This is a genomic window from Sandarakinorhabdus sp. FBCC-B8862 (assembly GCF_059745315.1).
In genome coordinates this window covers 1374866-1393193 of the sequence record NZ_CM185574.1, presented here as the reverse complement: position 1 = coordinate 1393193, position 18328 = coordinate 1374866, and the positions used below count along the sequence as shown (strand labels likewise).

The window sequence follows — 18328 nt, the reverse complement described above, 5'->3', positions numbered from 1 at the left end:
CCCCCTCACAAGGCCGCCACGGCGGCGCGGAAGGCCGCGCCGCGCTGTTCGAAATCGCGATATTGATCGAAACTGGCCGCAGCCGGGCTGAACAGCACGACATCGCCGGGCTGTGCCGTATCCAGGATGCCCGCGATGGCGGCATCAAGCGTGCCGGCTTCGGTGACCGGCAAGTGCGGGCGCAATTGCGCGGCGAATTGCGGCGCCGCCTCGCCGATGAGCCAGGCATCCACCACCTGGCCCAGATTGGGCAACACCGCCGACAGATCGGCCTCGCCATTGGTGTCGAGCTTGGGCCGGCCGCCGGCAATCCAGTGGATGCGTTGGTAGGCCGCGAGCGCTGGGGCGGTGGAATCGGGGTTGGTCGCCTTGCTGTCGTTCACCCACAACAGGCCGCGCTTTTCGCCGACCGGTTCCATGCGATGGGCGAGGGCCTGATAGCTGGCGAGCCCGCGCGCGATGGTGGCATCGTCCAGCCCCAGCCGCCGCGCGGCGGCGACGGCGGCGCGGGCGTTTTCGAGATTGTGCGGCCCCTGCAGCGAGGGCCAGTCGGCCTGGGCGCCGGGCAGGGCGACGTCCTCGATCGTGATCAGGCCGGCTGGGCCCGTGGCAACATGATAATGCGCCTGGGCCGCGCGGCCGACGATGGCGGTGGCGCCGGGCGTCTGCATGGCAAAGAGCCGCGCCTTGGCTGCGGCATAGCCGGCCATGGTGCCGTGCCGTTCGAGATGATCGGGCGTGATGTTGGTGAGGATGGCCACATCGCAGGCGAGGCTGTGGGTGATGTCCAGCTGATAGCTCGACAGTTCCAGCACCCAGACGCCGCCGGCTGGCAACGGATCCTGCGCCAGGATCGGCAGGCCGATGTTGCCGCCCATCGCAGCGGGGATGCCGGCGGTCACGAGCAGATGGTGCAGCAGTGCGGTGGTGGTTGATTTGCCGTTGGTGCCGGTGATGCCCACCACGCGTGTGGGCGGCAGGTGCGGCAGGGCGCGCGCGAACAATTCGGTGTCACCCATCACCGGCACGCCGGCCCTGGCAGCTGCGGCGAAGATCGGGGCGCTGTGCGGCACGCCGGGCGAGACGATGATGCCGGCCAGGCCCGACAGGTCGGCATGCACAAGATCGACCAACGTGCCATCAAAGGCGGTGCGGGCCGCCTCGCCATCATCCCAGGCCCAGACATCCCCGCCCGACGCCGTGATGGCAGCCGCAACCGCCCGGCCGGTGCGGGCGAGGCCCAGCACACCCCAGCGTTTTGCGGCAAAGGCGGGCGCGGTGATCAAGGCAGCGACGCTCCACCCCCCCGCACGCCACAGATACGCCGCGGCGCGCGCGGTGTGGGGTTTTGGAGGATGAGGGGTGGAGCGCCGGTCACGAGCATGGCCATCACCGCAGTTTCAGCGTGGCCAGGCCCGCAAGGGCGAGCAGGATGGCGATGATCCAGAAGCGGATCACCACGGTGGACTCTTTCCAGCCTTTCTTTTCATAATGATGGTGCAGCGGCGCCATGCGGAACACACGCTTGCCTGTCGTCTTGAAGCTGACGACCTGGATGATGACCGAGAGGGTTTCCAGCACGAACAGGCCGCCGATCACCAGCAGCACCAGCTCGTGATTGGTGATGACGGCGATGGTGCCGAGCGCGCCGCCGAGCGCGAGGCTGCCGGTGTCGCCCATGAACACCTGGGCCGGCGGCGCGTTGAACCACAGGAAGCCCAGACAGGCACCGATCAGCGCGGCGCAGAACACCGCCAGCTCGCCCGAGCCGGCGACATGATGGATGCCGAGATAATCGGAAAAGCGGATATTCCCCACCAGATAGGCGATGATGGCAAAGGCCCCGGCGGCGATGATCACCGGCATGGTGGCAAGGCCATCGAGCCCGTCGGTGAGGTTCACCGCATTGCCGAACCCGGTCACGATGAAGGCGGCAAAGCCGATGTAGAACCAGCCCAGATCAAGGCCATAATCCTTGACCAGCGGCAGGTAGAGTTTGAAGCCGGTGTGGGTGGCAATATAGGTGCAGGCGAGCCCGGCGATCAGAAACTCGAGCATCAAGCGGACCTTGCCCGAAACGCCCTTGTGGCTCTGCTTCGTCACCTTGTCATAATCGTCCATGAAGCCGATGGCGCCAAACCCCAGGGTGACGGCCAGCGCCGCCCAAACGAAGCCGTTGGTGATGTCCATCCACAGCAGGGTGGAAATCGTGAAGCCGATGAGGATGAGCAGGCCGCCCATGGTGGGGGTGCCGCGCTTGGTGAGCAGGTGCCATTCCGGCCCGTCTTCCCGGATCGGCTGGCCCTTGCCCTGCTTCATGCGCAGCATGTCGATGAAGCGTGGGCCGATCAGCAGTGCGATGGCCAGGCTGGTCATCAGGGCCGCGATGGCGCGGAAGCTGATGTAGCGGAACAGGTTGAACAGGCCTTCATAGCCCGCCAGATCAGCCAGCAGCTTGATCATGCCATATGCTCCCCGGCGGCCAGCGCGGCGACCACGCGGCCCAGCCCGATTGAATTGGATCCCTTGGCCAGCAGCACGTCGTCGGCCGCCAGGCTGCGGCCGATCTCGGCCATCGCTGCGTCGGCCGTGGCGACATGGCGCACGTCGGTCTGGCGGCCCAGCGCCTCGGCCAATGGCTTCATTTCGGCGCCGACCAGCACGGCCAGCGCCACCTGCGCATCGATGATGTGCGGCGCGATGCCGGCGTGGAATTCGGCCGACAGCGAGCCCAGTTCCTTCATGCTGCCCAACAGCGCGATGCGGCGGCCGGTGCGGGCCGGCACCACGTCGCGCAACACGGCAAGGCTGGCAGCCATGCTGGCAGGATTGGCGTTGTAAGCTTCATCGATCACGATGGCCTGGCCGTTCCCGGCCGGCACCCGCAGCCGGCGGCCCCGGCCCGGCAGGCCGTTCAGTTCGGCCAGCGCCAACCCGGCCAGCGCCAGATCGCCGCCGGCTGCCTGCACCCCGGCCAGCACCGCCAGCGCGTTGTTCACCCAATGGCGGCCGGCCATGCCGATCTTGAAGGTCAGGCGGTCATCCCCAATGCGGGCGGTCACGCAGGAGCAATCGGGGTGGAGGGCCACCTGTTCGGCCATCACGTCAGCCCCGGCCGTCTGCCCGAAGCGGACGACGCGGGCCCCCGCTGCCGCCGCCGCATCGGCGAGCAGGCCGGCGTGGGGATTGTCGTGCGGGATGATGGCGGTGCCGCCGGCCGGCAGGCCAGAAAAGATCTCGGCCTTGGCGCGGGCAATATCGGCCTCGGTGGCGAAGAATTCGCGGTGGGCCGATGCCACCCAGGTGACGATGGCGATGTGCGGGCGCACCAGCTGGGTGAGGGCGGCCAGTTCGCCGCTGTGGTTCATGCCCATTTCGAACACGCCAAAGCGGCTGGCCGCCGGCATGCGCGCCAGGCTCAGCGGCACGCCGGTGTGGTTGTTGTAGCTCTTGACCGAGGCGTGCACGGCATCGGGCGCAAAACGGGTGAGCGCCGCCTTCAGCGCCTCCTTCACGCCGGTCTTGCCGACACTGCCGGTCACGCCAATGCGAAGCGCATTGCTGCGGTCGCGCGCGGCGCCGCCCAGCGCGTTCAAGGCGGCCATCGTGTCCGCCACGCGTACTCCAGGGCCGTCAACGGCTTCGCTGACCAGCAGGCCGGCCGCGCCGCGTTCGCGCGCCATGCCGAGATAGCGATGCCCGTCGGTCGCCTCGCCCTTCAGCGCGATGAACAGGTCGCCGGGCTCCACCTCGCGGCTGTCGAAGGTGACGCCGGTGGCGGCGAACTCACCGATGGCGGTGCCGGCGCAGGCGGCGGCGATCTCGGCGCTGGTCCACAGGCTCATGCCGCGCACTCCCGCGCAACGGCGACATCATCGAACGGCAGGGTGCGGCCGGCGATGATCTGGCCTTGCTCATGGCCCTTGCCGGCGATGAGCACGATATCGCCCGCCCCGGCCGTGGCCATGGCGGCGGCAATCGCCTCGCGCCGGCCGGGCACGATGCCGGCGCCCGGCGCACCGGCGGCCACGTCGGCGCGGATGGTGGCCGGGTCTTCGCTGCGCGGATTGTCATCGGTGATGAAAACCTGATCGGCGTGGGCGGTGGCGGCTTCTCCCATCAACGGGCGCTTGCCGGCGTCGCGGTCGCCGCCGGCGCCGATGACGATGATCAGCTTGCCCGTCACGTGTGGGCGCAGCGCCGCGCAGGCCGCGACGATGGCATCGGGCGTGTGGGCATAATCGACATAGACGGCAGCGCCGCTGCGAGTGATGACGGCGCGTTCCAGCCGCCCGCGCACGCCCGACACGCGGGCAAGGGCGGCGAGTGTGGCCGCAACCGCGCCGCCGGTGGCAATCACGAGGCCGGCCGCCACCAGGGCATTGGCCGCCTGATAGGCGCCGATCAGCGGCAGGGCGATCTTGTGGCGGCTGCCGGCGGCTTCCACCACCAGGTCCTGCCCCAGCGCGGTTGGGGTGCGGCTGATCAGCTTCAGCGTCTCGCCGGCGGTGCCAACGGTGAGCAGAGCGAGGCCACGGGCGCGGGCCAGCGCGATCATCCGGGCCGACCAGTCGCCATCGTCGGCCCAGATCACCGCGCAGCCATTGGCGTCCACCACCTCGGTGATCAGCCGGGTTTTCGCGGTGAAATAGGCCTCCATGGTGCCATGGTAATCGAGGTGATCGCGCGACAGGTTGGTGAAGGCCGCGGCCCGCACGGCGAGGCCTTCGGTGCGATACTGGTCAAGCCCGTGGCTGGAGGCTTCGAAGGCGGCATGGCTGATGCCTTCGCGCGCCAGGCCGGCCATGGTGGCGAGGAAGGTGACGACATCGGGCGTCGTCAGGCCGCCAGTGCCATCGGCCGGGGCCACACGCTCGTAACCGGTGGTCACGCCCAGCGTGCCGATACTGGCCGAACGCTGGCCGGCGAGTTGCCACAGCTGGCGGGTCAGTTCGGCGGTGCTGGTCTTGCCGTTGGTGCCGGTGATGGCCACCGTTGTCGCCGGGAAGGGCGCGAAGAAGCGGGCGGCCAGGGCGGCAAAGGCACGGCGCGGATTGGCATCGGCAATGTGCAGCGCGCCCTCCACCACCGCTTCAGGGCGGGCAACCACGGCCACGGCCCCGGCGGCGATGGCGGCCGGAATATAATCCTCGCCATTCACTCGGGCACCCTCGAAGGCTCCGAACACGGTACCGGGCGCGACCTTGCGGTTGTCCAGCGCAAAGCCGGTCACAACCGCATCGCCGCCACCCGGAATGAGCGCCCCCAGCCGCACCGCCTATTCCTTCACGTCGGCTTTGCCGGGCAGCAGGCCGGCCAGGTTCACATCACGGCTGCTGTCGGGCGAGACGCCGAGCGGCGGGGCAATGCGTTCGATGATGCGATGAATGGCCGGCGCCACCACCATGCCGGCGGTGCGGAAGCCATAGGTGGATTTGCTGCCGCGCGGATCATCGATCATCGCCACCACGACATAGCGGGGTGCATCCACCGGGAAGACGGCGGCGAAATTCACCACATTCTGGCCGTGGACATAACGGCCGCCTTCGATCTTTTCGGCGGTACCGGTCTTGCCGCCAACGCGATAGCCGGGAACATCGGCCTTGCGGCCGGTGCCATTGGTCACCACCAGACGCAGCAGGCGGCGCATTTCGGCGCTGGTCTTTTCCGAAAAGACGCGGGTGCCGGCCGGCACGGCAGCGGCGTCGCGCTTCAGGATGGTGGGTGGCCGGTAAAAGCCGCCATTGACCAGCGTGGCATAGCCATTGGCGAGATGCAGCGGCGACACGGTGAGGCCATGGCCATAGCTGATGGTCATTGTCGCCAACTGGCCCCAGTTTGAGAGTGGGGGGAATTGCGGCTTGGTCTTTTCCTTCAGCTCAAACTCGGCCGGTTTCAGGAAGCCCAGCTTGTCGAGATATTCGCGCTGGCGCTCGCGGCCCACCTCCAGCGCCATGCGGGCAGTGCCGATGTTGCTGGAATAGATGAAGATTTCCGGCACGGTGAGCCAGCGGTTCTTGGCGTGATCGTCACGGATGCGGAAACCGGCCACTTCCAGCGGGCGGGTGGCGTCATATTGCTTCTGCAGGTTGGTCAGCACACCGGTTTCCAGCGCGGTGGCAATGGTGAAGGCCTTGAAGGTGGAACCCAACTCATAGCCGCCCAGCGTCACCCGGTTGAAGCGGCTGCCATCATCGTTGGCGGTGGTGTACACCGTACCATCGGCGCGCTTGCCCGGCACATTGGGGTTGAAATCCGGCAGGCTGACCATGGCCAGCACTTCGCCGCTGTTCACGTCCATGACCACGCCGGCAGCACCCTTGGCGTTCTGATCGGCCACCAGCGCGGCCAGTTCGTGGCTCATCGCCTGCTGGACCCGCACGTCGAGGCTGAGCATCAGCGGGGTGGCGCGCTGCACCGGATCGGCCAGCCGCGCGTCAAAGGCCTTTTCCACGCCGATCAGGCCGTGACCCTTGTCATCGGTGTAGCCCAGCGCCTGGGCGGCCAGCGCATAATTGGGGTAAAGCCGTTCGGCCTCGCGCGCCAGTTCGATGGCGGGCTCGCCCAGTTCGTTGATGCGGCGGGCCTGGCCGGGCAGCACGCGGCGGGCCAGATAGCGGAAGCTCTTGCCCGAGGTGAGATCGGCGAGGATCTCCTCACGGGTGCGCTCGGGCAGGATGGCGGCCAACCGGGTTGCCAGCACCTCGGGGTCCGACGTCAGCCGGCGCGGCATCACGGTGATGGCATAGGCTTCAAAGGTGCGCGCCAATTCGACGCCGTTGCGATCCAATATGTCGCCACGCGGCGGCGCGGCGCTGATGGTTGGCCCGCTGCTTTCGGGAATACCCTGCACCACGGCCAGATCGATCAGCCGGACGAGGATCACCAGCGCCAGCACCGGGAACAGCATGATGATGAAGGCCAGCCGCTGCCGGGCCTGGCTGCGCGCTGTCACCCGCTCCCCAGCGGCAGCCGGGATGGCGCGGACCAGCGGATCATTGCCGGGAATTGTTGCCATCAGTTGGCCCCTTCGCGCGGCTCGGTCGGGTCCTCTGCCGGGTCAAGCGCGGCGTCCGGTTCCGGGGCGGGCATGTCGGCGGCGACCGGGCTGCCAAAGCTGGCCTTCACGACGCGCGCGCCGGCGGGCGATGGTGGCGGCGGTGCAGCTTCGGCAGCCAGGGGCGCATCGACGGCCACCGCCATCTGCACGCGCGGCAGCGCTTCGGGCCGTGCAGCAAAGGCCGCCAGCTGTACCGGTGACCGCAGGATCTGGCTGCTTTGCGGGGCGGCCATCTGGAACACGGCATCATTCCAGCGCTGCATCTCGGGCATGCCGGCGCGCGTGCGCAGTTCGGCTTCCAGTTCGCGGATGCGCACCTTGTTGTCCACCAGTTCGATGTTCAGTCGGGTGACGGCGCGGCGTTCGGCGGCGGCACGGGTGGTGATCACCTGGGCAGACGCAACGATCACCGTGGTGGCGGTGATCCACAGCATGGCCGACAGATATTGCCTCATGCCCGTCCCTCCACGGTGGTTGACCAGGCCGGCGCGGCGGTGCGCACGGCGCTGCGCAAGGTGGCGCTGCGCGCCCGCGGGTTGCGGGCGATTTCGGCATCCGATGGCCGCACGGCCTTGGCTGGTTTTTCAAAGCTGGGGGCCAGGCCGCGCGCGGCATAGGGCTGGTGGCGCGATGCGGCCGGCGCGCTGCCCGACCGGTCACGCAGGAAGGCCTTCACCCGCCGGTCTTCGGCCGAATGGAAACTCACAACGGCCAGCCGGCCGCCCGGCTTCAACAGGCGTTCGGCGGCGGCCAGCCCGGCATCCAGCTGGCCCAGTTCGTCGTTCACGTGAATGCGCAGGGCCTGGAAACTGCGGGTGGCCGGATCCTTGCCCGGCTCGCCGCGCCCCAGCACACGGCGGATCAGGCCGGCCAGTTCGCTGGTGCGGCTGAACGGCCGATCAGCAACGATGGCACGCGCAATGCGGCGCGAGGCGCGCTCATCACCCAGATGATAGAGGACATCGGCGATTTCAGTTTCGCTGGCGCTGTTGATGAAATCGGCGGCGCTCATGCCTTCCTGCGCCATCCGCATGTCGAGCGGGCCATCGGCCTGGAAGGAAAAGCCGCGTTCGGCCCGATCGATCTGCATCGACGACACGCCGATATCAAAGGCGATGGCATCCACGGCGGCCACGCCATGATCGGCAAGGCCAGCTTCCAGCTCGGCAAAGGGCCGACGGATCAGGGTGACATCATCCAGCCCGGCCAGATCGGCATTGAGCGCATGGGCATCCGGGTCCCGGTCAAAGCCATAGGCATGGGCCAACCCAGCCGCCCGTGCCGCCCGCAGATAGCCGCCGGCGCCCAGCGTGGCATCGACATAGATGTCGCCGGCCGCCAGGTTCAGCGCGGCCATCACCTCATCGAGGAGGACGGGCACATGCGGCGCCGTGCTCATGCCGGGCGCTCCAGCGGCAGGTTCCTGGCTTCCAGGTTGCACACCACGGCTTCGCGGTGCGGCGGCAGCAGATCGGCCTGTTCCAGGAAGGTCCAGGGGTCCCACAGCTCGAAATAATCAAAGCCGGCGATGAACCACACATGCTGGCCGATGCCGCCCATGCGGCGCAGCAACGGCGACACAACGATACGACCGGCTTCATCGATGGCGAAATTCTGCATGAAGCCTGCCAGCTGGGCATTCTGGTCATAGACCTGGGCGGTGGTGCCATTGGCGTGCTGGGCCATGAAGCGGTCGCGCATGCGCACGCTTTCGCCCTTGTCATAGGCGATCAGGCAGCGGCGGCCGCTGTGGCCTGGCCCGATCAGCACCTCGCGGGCGCTGCCGCGGGCGGTCAGCGTGGCGCGGATGTCGGCCGGGATCGACAGCCGGGACTTGGAGTCCACGACATTCAATCCATGACCAAAGAACAAGGCTTCCGACACCGCATCCCCCGCTCAGGGAAGCCGGGGGAAGTGGCATTGCGCAGGCTGGTCGCCGGGTCGTTCCGATCAACCTTTGCCCGCAAATGCCCCTGTTACCCGAATTCCGCTGTGGAAAACTGGTGTAACATGGGAATTCATGGGTCTCAATGGGAACTCGTGGGACAGGATGCCCTTATATGGGGATATCCATGGGCAATTCGGGCCGATTTGGCCGATGTTCATGGCCTGTTCTGGCGAAAAAATCGCTTGTGGATAAGTCTGTGGGAGGAATTTGCCGGGATGGCCTGGGATTTTGCCCCACCAGGCCAGCCCAACGGGGGGGCAGCGTGGGAAAGCGTGGGCGCGCCGGCCTCGAGTCGCGGCGTCTGCTCACGGTTCGGCCGGGCGGCTGGCGGGGCCGGGTGCCACGCCGAGCACGGCCAGGGATTCACCGTTACCCGGGCCTTCATCCTTGCCGGCCGGGCGCAGGCCGGCGGCCGTCATCAGCACCACCAGAAACACCGCGGCAAGGCCGGTCAGCCCCCAGCGCAAGCGCTCGCCGCGCAGCGGCGCGGTGCGGCGTTCGGCCGGGTCTGACGAGGGATCAACCATCCCTTCATCATACGGCGCTGAGTCAGGCCGGGGCAAGGCCCTTGGCGGCCAACCAGTCTGGATTGTAAATGGTTGAAAGATAACGTAAACCGCTGTCGCACAGGATGGTTGCGATGATATGGCCCGGCCCCATCAGCCGCGCCAGCCGCACTGCGCCCGCCACATTGATGCCGGATGACAGGCCCAGGCACAGGCCCTCTTCGGCGTTCAGGCGGCGCACCCAGTAGAGGCCCTCGGCGTCGGGCACGCGGAACTGGGCATCGACGCTCAGCCCATCCAGATTGCCGGTGATGCGGGACTGGCCGATGCCCTCCGACACGCTGGATCCTTCGGCGCGCAGTTCGCCACAAGCGAAATAATTGTACAGCGCCGCGCCTTCGGGATCGGTCAGCGCGATGGTGATGTCGGGCCGCTCGGCACGCAGGCCCAGTGCCACGCCGGCCAGCGTGCCGCCGGTGCCCACCGCACAGGTGAAACCATCGATGCGGCCGCCCGTCTGCCGCCAGATCTCAGGCGCGGTGGTGCGGATATGGGCAAGCCGGTTGGCGACATTGTCGAACTGGTTGGCCCAGATGGCGCCCGGCGTTTCCTCGGCGATGCGCCGCGAGGTGTGCACATAATGGCCGGGGTTGGCATAGGGGGCGGCCGGCACCAGCACCAGTTCCGCGCCCAGGGCGCGCAGCGTGTCCTGCTTTTCGCGGCTCTGGGTTTCCGGCATCACGATGATCGTCTTGTATCCCCGCGCCGCGCCCACCACGGCAAGGCCGATGCCGGTGTTGCCCGCGGTCCCTTCCACGATGATCCCGCCGGGCTTGAGCAGGCCGCGGCTTTCAGCATCCTCGATAATGCCAAGCGCGGCGCGATCCTTCACGCTGCCACCGGGGTTGAGGAATTCGGCCTTGCCCAGGATGGTGCAGCCGGTTTCGGCACTGGGGCCTTTCAGCGTGACGAGCGGGGTGTTGCCAATCAGGCTGATGATGTCGCGGGCGGTGTCCATGCCGCTTCATACCCCGTCGCCATGGCCGCCCACAAGCAAGCTTGGTTGAACCTGCCCCAAGCGCCGTTACTATGTCGGCGATGTTGCGTGTTGCCGTTCCCCTGCTGTTGCTGCTGCTGGCCGGCTGCTCGTCCGGCCCGCCGGGCGGCACGCTGGCCGTCGCGGTGGCTGGGGATGGACCGGACGCCGCCGCCATGGCCGATCATCTGGCGGCCGAGGCCAGCGAAGCCACGCTGATCACCCGGGGAGCGGGCGGCGAACTGGCACCGGGCCTGGCCACCAGTTGGCGTTTTCTCGATTCCGGCAGTGACCTCATCCTGCGGCTGGCCCCGGTGCGATGGCCGGCCACCAACGCTCAGGGACGTGAGCTCACTGCGCGCGATGTCGTTCTCAGCCTGGCGCGGACGCCGCGTCGGCATCGCCCGGCGTTGGCAGCGGCCGGATTGTCGGCGCGGGGCACGACCAGGGCGCCGATTGCCCGGGTGGTGGAGTTGGCGCCGCGCCCGGCAACGCCGCACCTGCTGGATTGGCTGGCCGAACCGGCATTGGCGGTGCGCGATCGCCGCGGCCGCCCCTTTCCCGGCCCCTACGCCGCCAAGCGGGATGGCGCTGGCTGGCAGCTTGATCGCCGCAGCGAGATCGAGCAGCCCGCGGCGCGCGCTGGCCGCATCAGCATCACGCCCCAGCCGGTTGCAGCGGCCATCGCCGATTTTGCCGCCGGCCGCCGGGCGCTGGTGCTGGGCGCCGGCCTTGCCGGCCTGGGCGCGGTGCGGGCCAGCGGCCAGGGCCGGGCGATCCGGGTGGAGGCGGTGAACGGCGTGATCGGCCTGTCCCTCAACCCGCGTGGGCCGTTGGCCGATGCCCGGTTGCGCCGTGCCGTGGCGCTGGCGGCCGATGGTTCGCCGCTGGCCAACCGCATGGCGTTGGCGGCGCTGGTGCCGCAGAACCGGTTGTGGCCCGACCTGCCGCCCGCCGATGATGACCGGTCCCGCCCGGCCGCTGACCGCCGCTCCCTGGCAACCGCCCTGCTGGCCGAGGCTGGCCATGGCCCTGACCAACCGCTGCGGCTGCGGCTCGCGCTGCCGCCCGGCCCCGAATGGCGACAGCTCGGCGAAGCGCTGGCCACCAGCCTCGCCCCGATTGGCATCAGCCTGGCCACCGCGCCGCCGCAATCGGCAGACTTGAAGTTGACCGAACTGGTTGCGGAAGTGCCCGATGCGCTGGCCCATCTGGCGCGCTGGCGCTGCGGCCGGGCCCGGCCGTGCAACCCGGCGGCCGATCTCCTGCTGGCCGAAGCGGCCCGCGCCGGCAGCGACACCGCGCGTCGCCGGCAACTGGCTGCCGCGGCCGAGGCGCAATATATGGCCGAACCGGTTTTCGTGCCGCTGTTGCGCCCGGTGCGCTGGGCGCTGGTGGGCGATCGCTTGACAGGCTTTCAGGCCAATGCGCTGGGCCGCCATCCGTTGGGCCGCATCGCGGTTGGGCCATAGCGCTGTAACCTTGGCGGCAGGTGCTGCGAACTTCCGGCTGCCATGGCTTCCGGATCGCCTGCATGACCAGTGATGATGCCACCCTGTCCCGTCTGATGGCGGCGGCGCAGGCGGGCGATGCCGTGGCCTATCGCCAGTTGCTGGGGTTGATCGTGCCGCTGTTGCAACGCTGGTTCCGCCGCAAGGTGGCGCCGGCCGATCTGGATGATCTGGTGCAGGATGCCGTGCTGGCCGTGCACCAGCGCCGGGCGAGCTGGGATCCGGCGCGGCCGTTCCTGCCCTGGCTGGCAGCCATCGCCCGCTATCGCTGGGTGGATCGGCTGCGCCGGGCGCGGGTGCGCGCCACCGACGAATTGGTGGACGATGTGCCGGTGGAATCGGGCGAATCGGCGCTGGCGGCGCGGCTGGGCTGCGAGCGGCTGCTGGCGTTGCTGCCGGCTGGGCAGGCGGCAGCGATCCGCGCCGTGAAGATTGATGGGCTGAGCGTGGCGGAAGCAGCGGCGCGGCTGGGCCAATCGGAATCGCTGTTGAAGGTGAATGTGCACCGCGGCTTGAAGCGTTTGGCTGCGGTGGTGGATGAGGATGCGTGATGGCTTCGGTGTCTCCCAATCCCCGGCTTGAGGGCCTGCTGGATCAGCTGGCGGCTGATCTGCAGCCGGTGCGGCCCTTGTCTGACCGGCCGGTGCAGCTGGCGCTGGCGGTGCTGCTCGGCTGTGCCGCGGCAACGGTGGTGACCGTGCTGGGCATGCGCAATGATGTGATGGCTGGCCAGCCCGACACGATGTTCCTGATGCGCTGCGGCATGCTGGCGGTGCTGGCGCTGGCGAGTGTTGGCACCGTGTTGGCCCAGGCCCGGCCGGGCGTGGGGTTCAGCCGGCAGGGCTGGAAGGTGGCAGCGGCGATGGCGGCGCTGTTCCCGCTGATTGGGGCGGTGCAGGCGCTGGCCAATCCCGATCATGCCCGCGCCATGCTGGCGATGGCCAGCGGCCGGCAATGCCTGGGCTACAGCCTTGGCATTGCGGCACTGGTGGCGGTGCCGATGGTGCTGCATCTGCGGCGCGGCGCGCCGGTGGCACCCGAACGTGCCGGCCTGCTGGTTGGCCTGTCAGCCGGCAGTCTTGGGGCGTTGGCCTATAATTTCCACTGCCCGTTCAACTCGATGGTCTATATCGGGCTGTGGTATGGCGCGGCCGTCACCGGGGCGGCCATCATTGGCCGCCTGGTCGTGCCGCGCCTCATCCGCTGGTAGGGCTCAGCACTGCTTGTTCTTGGACGTCGCCTTGGCCAGTTCGCGGCCGGCCAGGGCGCCAGCGCCGGCGACCAGGGCGGTTTCACCCAGATTGCCGCCGAGCGCAGCCGCGCCAGCCCCGGCGATCACGGCGCCGGCAATGGTCGCCCTTGTCTTGGCGCGCTTCTTGGCGCGCAGGCATTCGTCCAGCGTGGCATAGGTCTTGCCGCCGGTTTCATACATTTGTGGCACCGGGCTGGTGGGGGCGGGTTTGGTTTGGGCGGCGGCGGGCCCGGCGATGGCCAGGGCGGCGGCCAGGCTGATCAGGTGGCGCATCATCTGTCTCCCTCGGTGATCAAACATCAGTCTGATCCGGCTTGCCGCACAGCGCAATCGGGTTCAGACTCCGTTCAATCTCACCCAGGCAGGCTGTCGCCATGATGAACCGTACCCAAGCCCTGTCTGCCGCGCTGCTTGCGCTTGCTGCCACGCCCGTGCTGGCCCAGCCGGCGGCCCTGATGCGGCCAGGCCAGCCGGTGGTGCTTGGCTCTGGCCATGCCGCGCCGGGGCCGATGATGGCCGATGGTGGCGGCCCGCCGGTGGGTGGTGGCGCGCTCTACCAGATTTATGAACAGGCTGCGGCGCAAGGGCGGGCCCAGGCGCCGGCCTATGCGCCGCCACCGCCGCCCTATGGCTATGCTCCGCAAGGCTATGCGCCAATGGGCTATGGCGATGGCCCGCCGCCAGTGGGCGCCAATGGCTGGCGCAGCGGTGCCTATGGCGATCCGGCCGATGGCTATTGCCGGCCTTCGTCGGGCCGGGGTGCCACCATTGGCGCATTGTCGGGCGCGGCGCTGGGCTTTGGCCTGGCCAACCGGCGGGACCGTGGGGTTGGTACGCTGCTGGGCGGCATTTTTGGCGGGTTGACCGGCGCTGCCATCGAACGCGGCAACCGCTGCCGCTGATCAGTCGCCGTTGATCGCGGCGAGGAACACCGCGCCCCAGCTTTCCAGCTTCACCGCGCCCACACCGGGGATGCGGGCCATGCCGGCCATGTCGCGTGGGCGGCTGGCGGCCATCGCCCGCAGCGTTGCATCAGAAAACACGATATAGGGCGGCACCCCGGCTTCGGCTGCCAGCTGCCGGCGCAGGGCGCGCAACTGTTCGAACAGCGGCTGGTCGCTGGCGGCGATATCGGCATTGGCCGCTGCCCTGGCGGCCGAACGGCGCGGCGCCACCTGCTTCATGGCGATCGGCACCTCTCCTTTCAGGATGGCGCGGGCGGCGGGGCCCAGCACCAGGCCGCCGCCTTCTGGGTCGCGCTCCAGCGCGTCGATCGCCTCCAGTTGGCGGCCAAGGTTGCGCCACTGATCGGCCGGCCAGTCGCGGCCGATGCCGAAGACGCTGCTGCGGTCGTGGCCGAACTTCGTCACCTTCTCGTTGGTCTTGCCGGCCAGCACGTCGATCAAATGGGCGATGCCAAAGCGCTGGCCGGTGCGATAGACGGCCGAGAGCAGCTTGCGCGCCGCCTCGGTCGCATCGACCAGATTGGGCGGGTTCAGGCAGTTGTCGCAATTGCCGCAGCGTTCGGGCGGGGCTTCGCCAAAATAGCGCAGCAGCGCGTGGCGCCGGCAGGCCGCGGTTTCCAGAAAGCCGATCAGCGCGTTCATCCGCCGGGTTTCGCTGGCCTTGTGGGCATCGCTGCCTTCGCCGGCTGCGATGAAGCCGCGCAGCCGCGCCACATCTTCCCCGCCCCAGATCAGATGCGCCACGGCCGGATCGCCATCGCGGCCGGCGCGCCCGGTTTCCTGATAATAGGCCTCGATCGATTTGGGCAGGCCGGCGTGGGCGACGAAGCGGACATCCGGCTTGTTGATGCCCATGCCAAAGGCAATGGTCGCCACCATCACCATATCCTCGGCCGCGACGAAATCGGCCTGGTGGCGGCTGCGGGTGATGGCATCCAGCCCGGCGTGATAGGGGCGGGCGCGCAATCCCGCTTCGGTGAGCCAGCTGCAGATGGTTTCGGTGGCGGCGCGGGTGGGGGCATAGATGATGCCGGCCTGCCCGCCCTGGCCGGCCAGAAAGGCCAGCAGCTGGCGCCTGAGATTGTCTTTCCCGGCCACTTCATAGCGGATGTTGGGCCGGTCAAAGCCCGACAGGGTGATGCGGTCGGGTGCGATCCCCAGCTGCACGGCGATATCGGCGCGGGTTTCGCGATCGGCAGTGGCGGTGAGCGCGATGCGCGGCACGCCGGGCAGGGCATCGCACAAGGAGCGCAGGCGGCGATATTCCGGGCGAAAATCATGGCCCCACTGGCTCACGCAATGGGCTTCATCGATGGCGATCAGGGCGATTTCGGTGCGGCTGAGCAGGGCGCCAAACCCCTCCATCAACGCCCGTTCGGGGGAGACATAGAGGAGATCGAGCTGGCCATCAGCCATGTCGCGCCACACCTGGCCGCTGTCGGCCGACTGGCTGTTCAACGTGGCGGCGCGCACGCCCACCGCCTTCAGCGCCTGCACCTGATCTTCCATCAGGGCGATCAGCGGCGAGATGACGATGCCGGTGCCCGGCCGGATCAGCGCCGGCAGCTGATAGCAGATGGATTTGCCGGCCCCGGTCGGCATGATGGTCAGCACGTCGCGCCCGGCCAGCACATCGGCGATGATGGCTTCCTGGTCCCCACGAAAATCATCGTGGCCAAACACCTGTTTCAACAACTGCCGGGGGGTCATGGCGGTGCGATAGCCCGGTGCCGGCAGGACGGCCAGTGCCGATTGTGCGGGACACCGGCAGGGCATGGTCGGTTCGCGTGAGAAAGAGCGGCAGCGTGCGCGGCGACAGCGCGGCCATTTTGACACTTTTGACGCAATCGCCGGGATTCAGATTTGATTTTGCGTCATATTTTTCAATTGTCAGCCATCCTGCGCATCATGACAGGCTTTGCCCGTGTAGGACAGCGCCGCGGTTCCGTGTTGCCGCAACTGCCGCTATGGTGGCGCGCATGACCATGGCCAACCGCCTGAAGGCCCGCGCGCCCTGGGCCTTGCCCACGCTGCTGATCCCGCTGGCGTTGTGGATCCTGTGGAGCGAGCTGGGCCCCATCGCCCGCGCCGCGCCGCCAGCGCCGGACCGGGCCGTGACGATCAGTGCCACGGCGCTTGACGGCGTGGGCAGCCAGATCGGCCCGTTCCGGCTGACTGGTGCGCTGGCGCTGCGCAGCGATGATCCCGGCTTTGGTGGCCTGTCGGGCCTGGCGGCGGCGGGCGAAGGCCGGCTGGTGGCGGTGACCGATGCCGGCCAGTGGTTGACGATGACGCCGCAGGATGGGGGCGGCCGGCTGGCGGGCGTGGGTACGGCGCGCATGGCCGGGTTTGCCAGCGGCGCGGAGAAGAGCGATCTGGATTCCGAGGCCATTGTGCTGACACCGGATGGCCGCACCCTGATCAGCATGGAGCAGCGCCACCGCATCCTGGTGCTGAAGGGCCAGGCGCCACCGTTCCAGCCCGAAGGCCTGATCTTTCACACGGCGGCGGCGAGCTGGCCGCCCAATGGCGGCGGCGAATCGCTGGCGCTGCTGCCGGGGGGGCAGACGCTCTGGATTTCGGAGGATGCGCGGCTGGCCCCCGGTGTCGCCATGGCGTTGCTGACCGCCGCCGATGGCACCACCCGCCAGATCGGCATTCCGGTGCCCGAGCATTTTGCCCCCACCGATGTGACCGTGCTGGATGGCCAGCGCCTGCTGCTGCTGCACCGCAAATTTGATGGCGTATCGGTGGAAGCCGCCATCACCCTGGTTGATCTGGCGCCGGTGCTGGCCGGAGGCGACAGCGCCACCATGCGGCCGCTGGTGCGCTGGGGCCGCGACGCCCCGTGGCCGATCGACAATATGGAAGGCCTGACGCTGGTGCGTGCGGGCGGCCGGACGATGTTGTTCCTGGTGTCGGACGACAATTTCAACCCGGCCCAGCGCACGCTGCTGTTGCGGCTGGAGCTGGTCAACCCGCTGGACGGCGCGCAATCACCTTGATTTCGGTGATGCCGGTATCGGGCAGCAGGCGCGACACGCTGATCGCCGTCCACGCCGGGAAGGGCGGCTTGATATAGCGGTTCTTCACCGCCGCCATCGGATCAAGCTGCGCCTTCACATCGGTGTGGAAGCTGGTGATCTCCACCACATCGGCCCAGCCGACACCGGCGCGCGCCAGGATGGCGCCAATGCGCTTGAACGCGCGTTCATAGGCGGCGCTGGGGTCCACCTCGCCGGGTGCGAGGCCGACGACAACACCCGACAGATAGACGGTGTCGCCCGCGATCACCGCATCGGCATAGCCATATTTTTCCTGGAAGGCGCGTTCGGCGGGGTTTTCCGACATCAGCACGCTGCCGGCCGGCAGGGCAGCGGCCGGGCCGGCGGCCAGCATCGCCAGCGCCATCAACGGGGATTTCATCCTGTCTCTCCTTCATGCCACATCGACCAGAAGGGCGGTGCTTCGCCGTGCTGCCACTGGTTGCGCACTGCAAAGCCATGGGCCTGGTACAGGCCGACGTTGGAGGGCGTTGCGGTTTCCAGATAGGCCGGGGCGCCGCCCGCCTGCGCCCGCCCGGCGCGCAACAGGGCGCCGCCGATGCCCTGCCCCTGCGCGGCGGATGCCACACCGATGAACTGCAGATAATGGTGCGGGCGGCGATCATGCTGATAATCCATGGCGCCCATCAGGCCCAGTGTGCGCGGCAGCGCGCAGCCGAAGCAATGGACGAGGCGCGGCAGATTGGCGATCAGCGTGGGCAGCGGCAGCGCCCAATCGCCCGGCGGCCGCCACAGTGCCACGCCGGCAATGCTGCCATCAGCGGCAAGCGCCAGCTGCGCCCGGTCGAGCCGGGGCGCGGCGTGGAGGATCAGATCGAAGAAGCGCCGCAGCCGCGCCGGCCGGCTGGCGGGATCAGGGAAAATCCAGGCCAGCGCCGGATCGTCGCCAAAGGCATCGGCGAGCACGGCGGCCATGGCCGGCCGGTCTGCCGGGGTGGCAGCGCGAATCGGGGGCGGGGTGCGCATGGCGACAGGATAGCGCCGC

The 18328-nt window shown here is 68.6% G+C and carries 19 protein-coding genes; 5 read left to right on the top strand and 14 right to left on the bottom strand.

What is annotated here, in order from left to right; all coding sequences use genetic code 11:
- Nucleotides 1-5: 5 nt before the first annotated feature.
- The 10 genes from murD to AC6BOR_RS06855 all read right to left on the bottom strand — a co-directional run bounded on the left by murD (nt 6) and on the right by AC6BOR_RS06855 (nt 10532).
- Nucleotides 6-1286 (bottom strand): UDP-N-acetylmuramoyl-L-alanine--D-glutamate ligase, encoded by a 1281-nt coding sequence (gene murD / locus AC6BOR_RS06900; RefSeq protein WP_498060432.1) that lies wholly within the window; start codon nt 1284-1286, stop codon nt 6-8.
- A 103-nt stretch (nt 1287-1389) separates the two neighbouring features.
- Nucleotides 1390-2463 carry a phospho-N-acetylmuramoyl-pentapeptide-transferase gene (gene mraY / locus AC6BOR_RS06895; RefSeq protein ID WP_498060431.1) on the bottom strand — a complete coding sequence of 358 codons (1074 nt, stop codon included), beginning with the start codon at nt 2461-2463 and terminating at the stop codon, nt 1390-1392.
- On the bottom strand, nt 2460-3845 hold the full coding sequence (locus tag AC6BOR_RS06890) for a UDP-N-acetylmuramoyl-tripeptide--D-alanyl-D-alanine ligase (protein ID WP_498060430.1): 1386 nt from the start codon (nt 3843-3845) through the stop codon (nt 2460-2462). The genes mraY and AC6BOR_RS06890 overlap by 4 nt, the downstream gene beginning before the upstream one ends.
- A complete protein-coding gene (locus AC6BOR_RS06885; protein WP_498060428.1) occupies nt 3842-5275 on the bottom strand; it encodes a UDP-N-acetylmuramoyl-L-alanyl-D-glutamate--2,6-diaminopimelate ligase in 1434 nt (477 codons plus the stop codon). Before AC6BOR_RS06885 ends, AC6BOR_RS06890 begins: the two co-directional genes overlap by 4 nt.
- A gap of 3 nt (nt 5276-5278) precedes the next feature.
- A complete protein-coding gene (locus AC6BOR_RS06880) occupies nt 5279-7018 on the bottom strand; it encodes a peptidoglycan D,D-transpeptidase FtsI family protein (RefSeq protein ID WP_498060427.1) in 1740 nt (579 codons plus the stop codon).
- Nucleotides 7018-7515 carry a hypothetical protein gene (locus AC6BOR_RS06875; RefSeq protein WP_498060426.1) on the bottom strand — a complete coding sequence of 166 codons (498 nt, stop codon included), beginning with the start codon at nt 7513-7515 and terminating at the stop codon, nt 7018-7020. Before AC6BOR_RS06875 ends, AC6BOR_RS06880 begins: the two co-directional genes overlap by 1 nt.
- Entirely contained in the window at nt 7512-8459 is a 948-nt protein-coding gene (gene rsmH, locus AC6BOR_RS06870) for a 16S rRNA (cytosine(1402)-N(4))-methyltransferase RsmH (protein WP_498060425.1), read from the bottom strand. Before rsmH ends, AC6BOR_RS06875 begins: the two co-directional genes overlap by 4 nt.
- Nucleotides 8456-8905 (bottom strand): division/cell wall cluster transcriptional repressor MraZ, encoded by a 450-nt coding sequence (locus AC6BOR_RS06865; protein ID WP_498060423.1) that lies wholly within the window; start codon nt 8903-8905, stop codon nt 8456-8458. The genes rsmH and AC6BOR_RS06865 overlap by 4 nt, the downstream gene beginning before the upstream one ends.
- Nucleotides 8906-9313: 408 nt before the next feature.
- Nucleotides 9314-9535 (bottom strand): hypothetical protein, encoded by a 222-nt coding sequence (locus AC6BOR_RS06860; protein WP_498060422.1) that lies wholly within the window; start codon nt 9533-9535, stop codon nt 9314-9316.
- 22 nt (nt 9536-9557) lie between these two features.
- The gene (locus tag AC6BOR_RS06855; RefSeq protein ID WP_498060421.1) at nt 9558-10532 is read right to left on the bottom strand and encodes a cysteine synthase A; all 975 of its coding nucleotides are present in this window, start codon (nt 10530-10532) and stop codon (nt 9558-9560) included.
- An 80-nt stretch (nt 10533-10612) separates the two neighbouring features.
- On the opposite strand from AC6BOR_RS06855, the gene AC6BOR_RS06850 reads away from it, so the two are divergent.
- The 3 genes from AC6BOR_RS06850 to AC6BOR_RS06840 all read left to right on the top strand — a co-directional run bounded on the left by AC6BOR_RS06850 (nt 10613) and on the right by AC6BOR_RS06840 (nt 13271).
- Nucleotides 10613-12022, top strand: coding sequence for an ABC transporter substrate-binding protein (locus tag AC6BOR_RS06850; protein ID WP_498060420.1), 1410 nt, complete (start codon nt 10613-10615; stop codon nt 12020-12022).
- A 62-nt stretch (nt 12023-12084) separates the two neighbouring features.
- Nucleotides 12085-12612, top strand: coding sequence for a sigma-70 family RNA polymerase sigma factor (locus AC6BOR_RS06845; RefSeq protein WP_498060419.1), 528 nt, complete (start codon nt 12085-12087; stop codon nt 12610-12612).
- Nucleotides 12612-13271 (top strand): NrsF family protein, encoded by a 660-nt coding sequence (locus tag AC6BOR_RS06840; RefSeq protein ID WP_498060418.1) that lies wholly within the window; start codon nt 12612-12614, stop codon nt 13269-13271. The genes AC6BOR_RS06845 and AC6BOR_RS06840 overlap by 1 nt, the downstream gene beginning before the upstream one ends.
- Before the next feature lie 3 nt (nt 13272-13274).
- Here the strand turns inward: AC6BOR_RS06840 and AC6BOR_RS06835 are convergent, their stop codons facing one another.
- Entirely contained in the window at nt 13275-13589 is a 315-nt protein-coding gene (locus tag AC6BOR_RS06835) for a hypothetical protein (protein WP_498060417.1), read from the bottom strand.
- Between the two features lie 98 nt (nt 13590-13687).
- Between AC6BOR_RS06835 and AC6BOR_RS06830 the strand changes: the two genes are divergently transcribed.
- On the top strand, nt 13688-14215 hold the full coding sequence (locus tag AC6BOR_RS06830) for a hypothetical protein (protein WP_498060416.1): 528 nt from the start codon (nt 13688-13690) through the stop codon (nt 14213-14215).
- On the opposite strand, the gene recQ is transcribed toward AC6BOR_RS06830, so the two are convergent.
- Entirely contained in the window at nt 14216-15988 is a 1773-nt protein-coding gene (gene recQ / locus AC6BOR_RS06825; RefSeq protein WP_498060414.1) for a DNA helicase RecQ, read from the bottom strand.
- Nucleotides 15989-16257: 269 nt separating this feature from the next.
- Here recQ and AC6BOR_RS06820 point away from each other — a divergent pair, with 269 nt between their 5' ends.
- Nucleotides 16258-17283, top strand: coding sequence for an esterase-like activity of phytase family protein (locus AC6BOR_RS06820; RefSeq protein WP_498060413.1), 1026 nt, complete (start codon nt 16258-16260; stop codon nt 17281-17283).
- On the opposite strand, the gene AC6BOR_RS06815 is transcribed toward AC6BOR_RS06820, so the two are convergent.
- Nucleotides 17252-17704, bottom strand: coding sequence for a RidA family protein (locus AC6BOR_RS06815; RefSeq protein WP_086115911.1), 453 nt, complete (start codon nt 17702-17704; stop codon nt 17252-17254). The genes AC6BOR_RS06820 and AC6BOR_RS06815 overlap by 32 nt on opposite strands.
- On the bottom strand, nt 17701-18309 hold the full coding sequence (locus AC6BOR_RS06810; protein WP_498060412.1) for a GNAT family N-acetyltransferase: 609 nt from the start codon (nt 18307-18309) through the stop codon (nt 17701-17703). The genes AC6BOR_RS06815 and AC6BOR_RS06810 overlap by 4 nt, the downstream gene beginning before the upstream one ends.
- Nucleotides 18310-18328 lie beyond the last annotated feature (19 nt).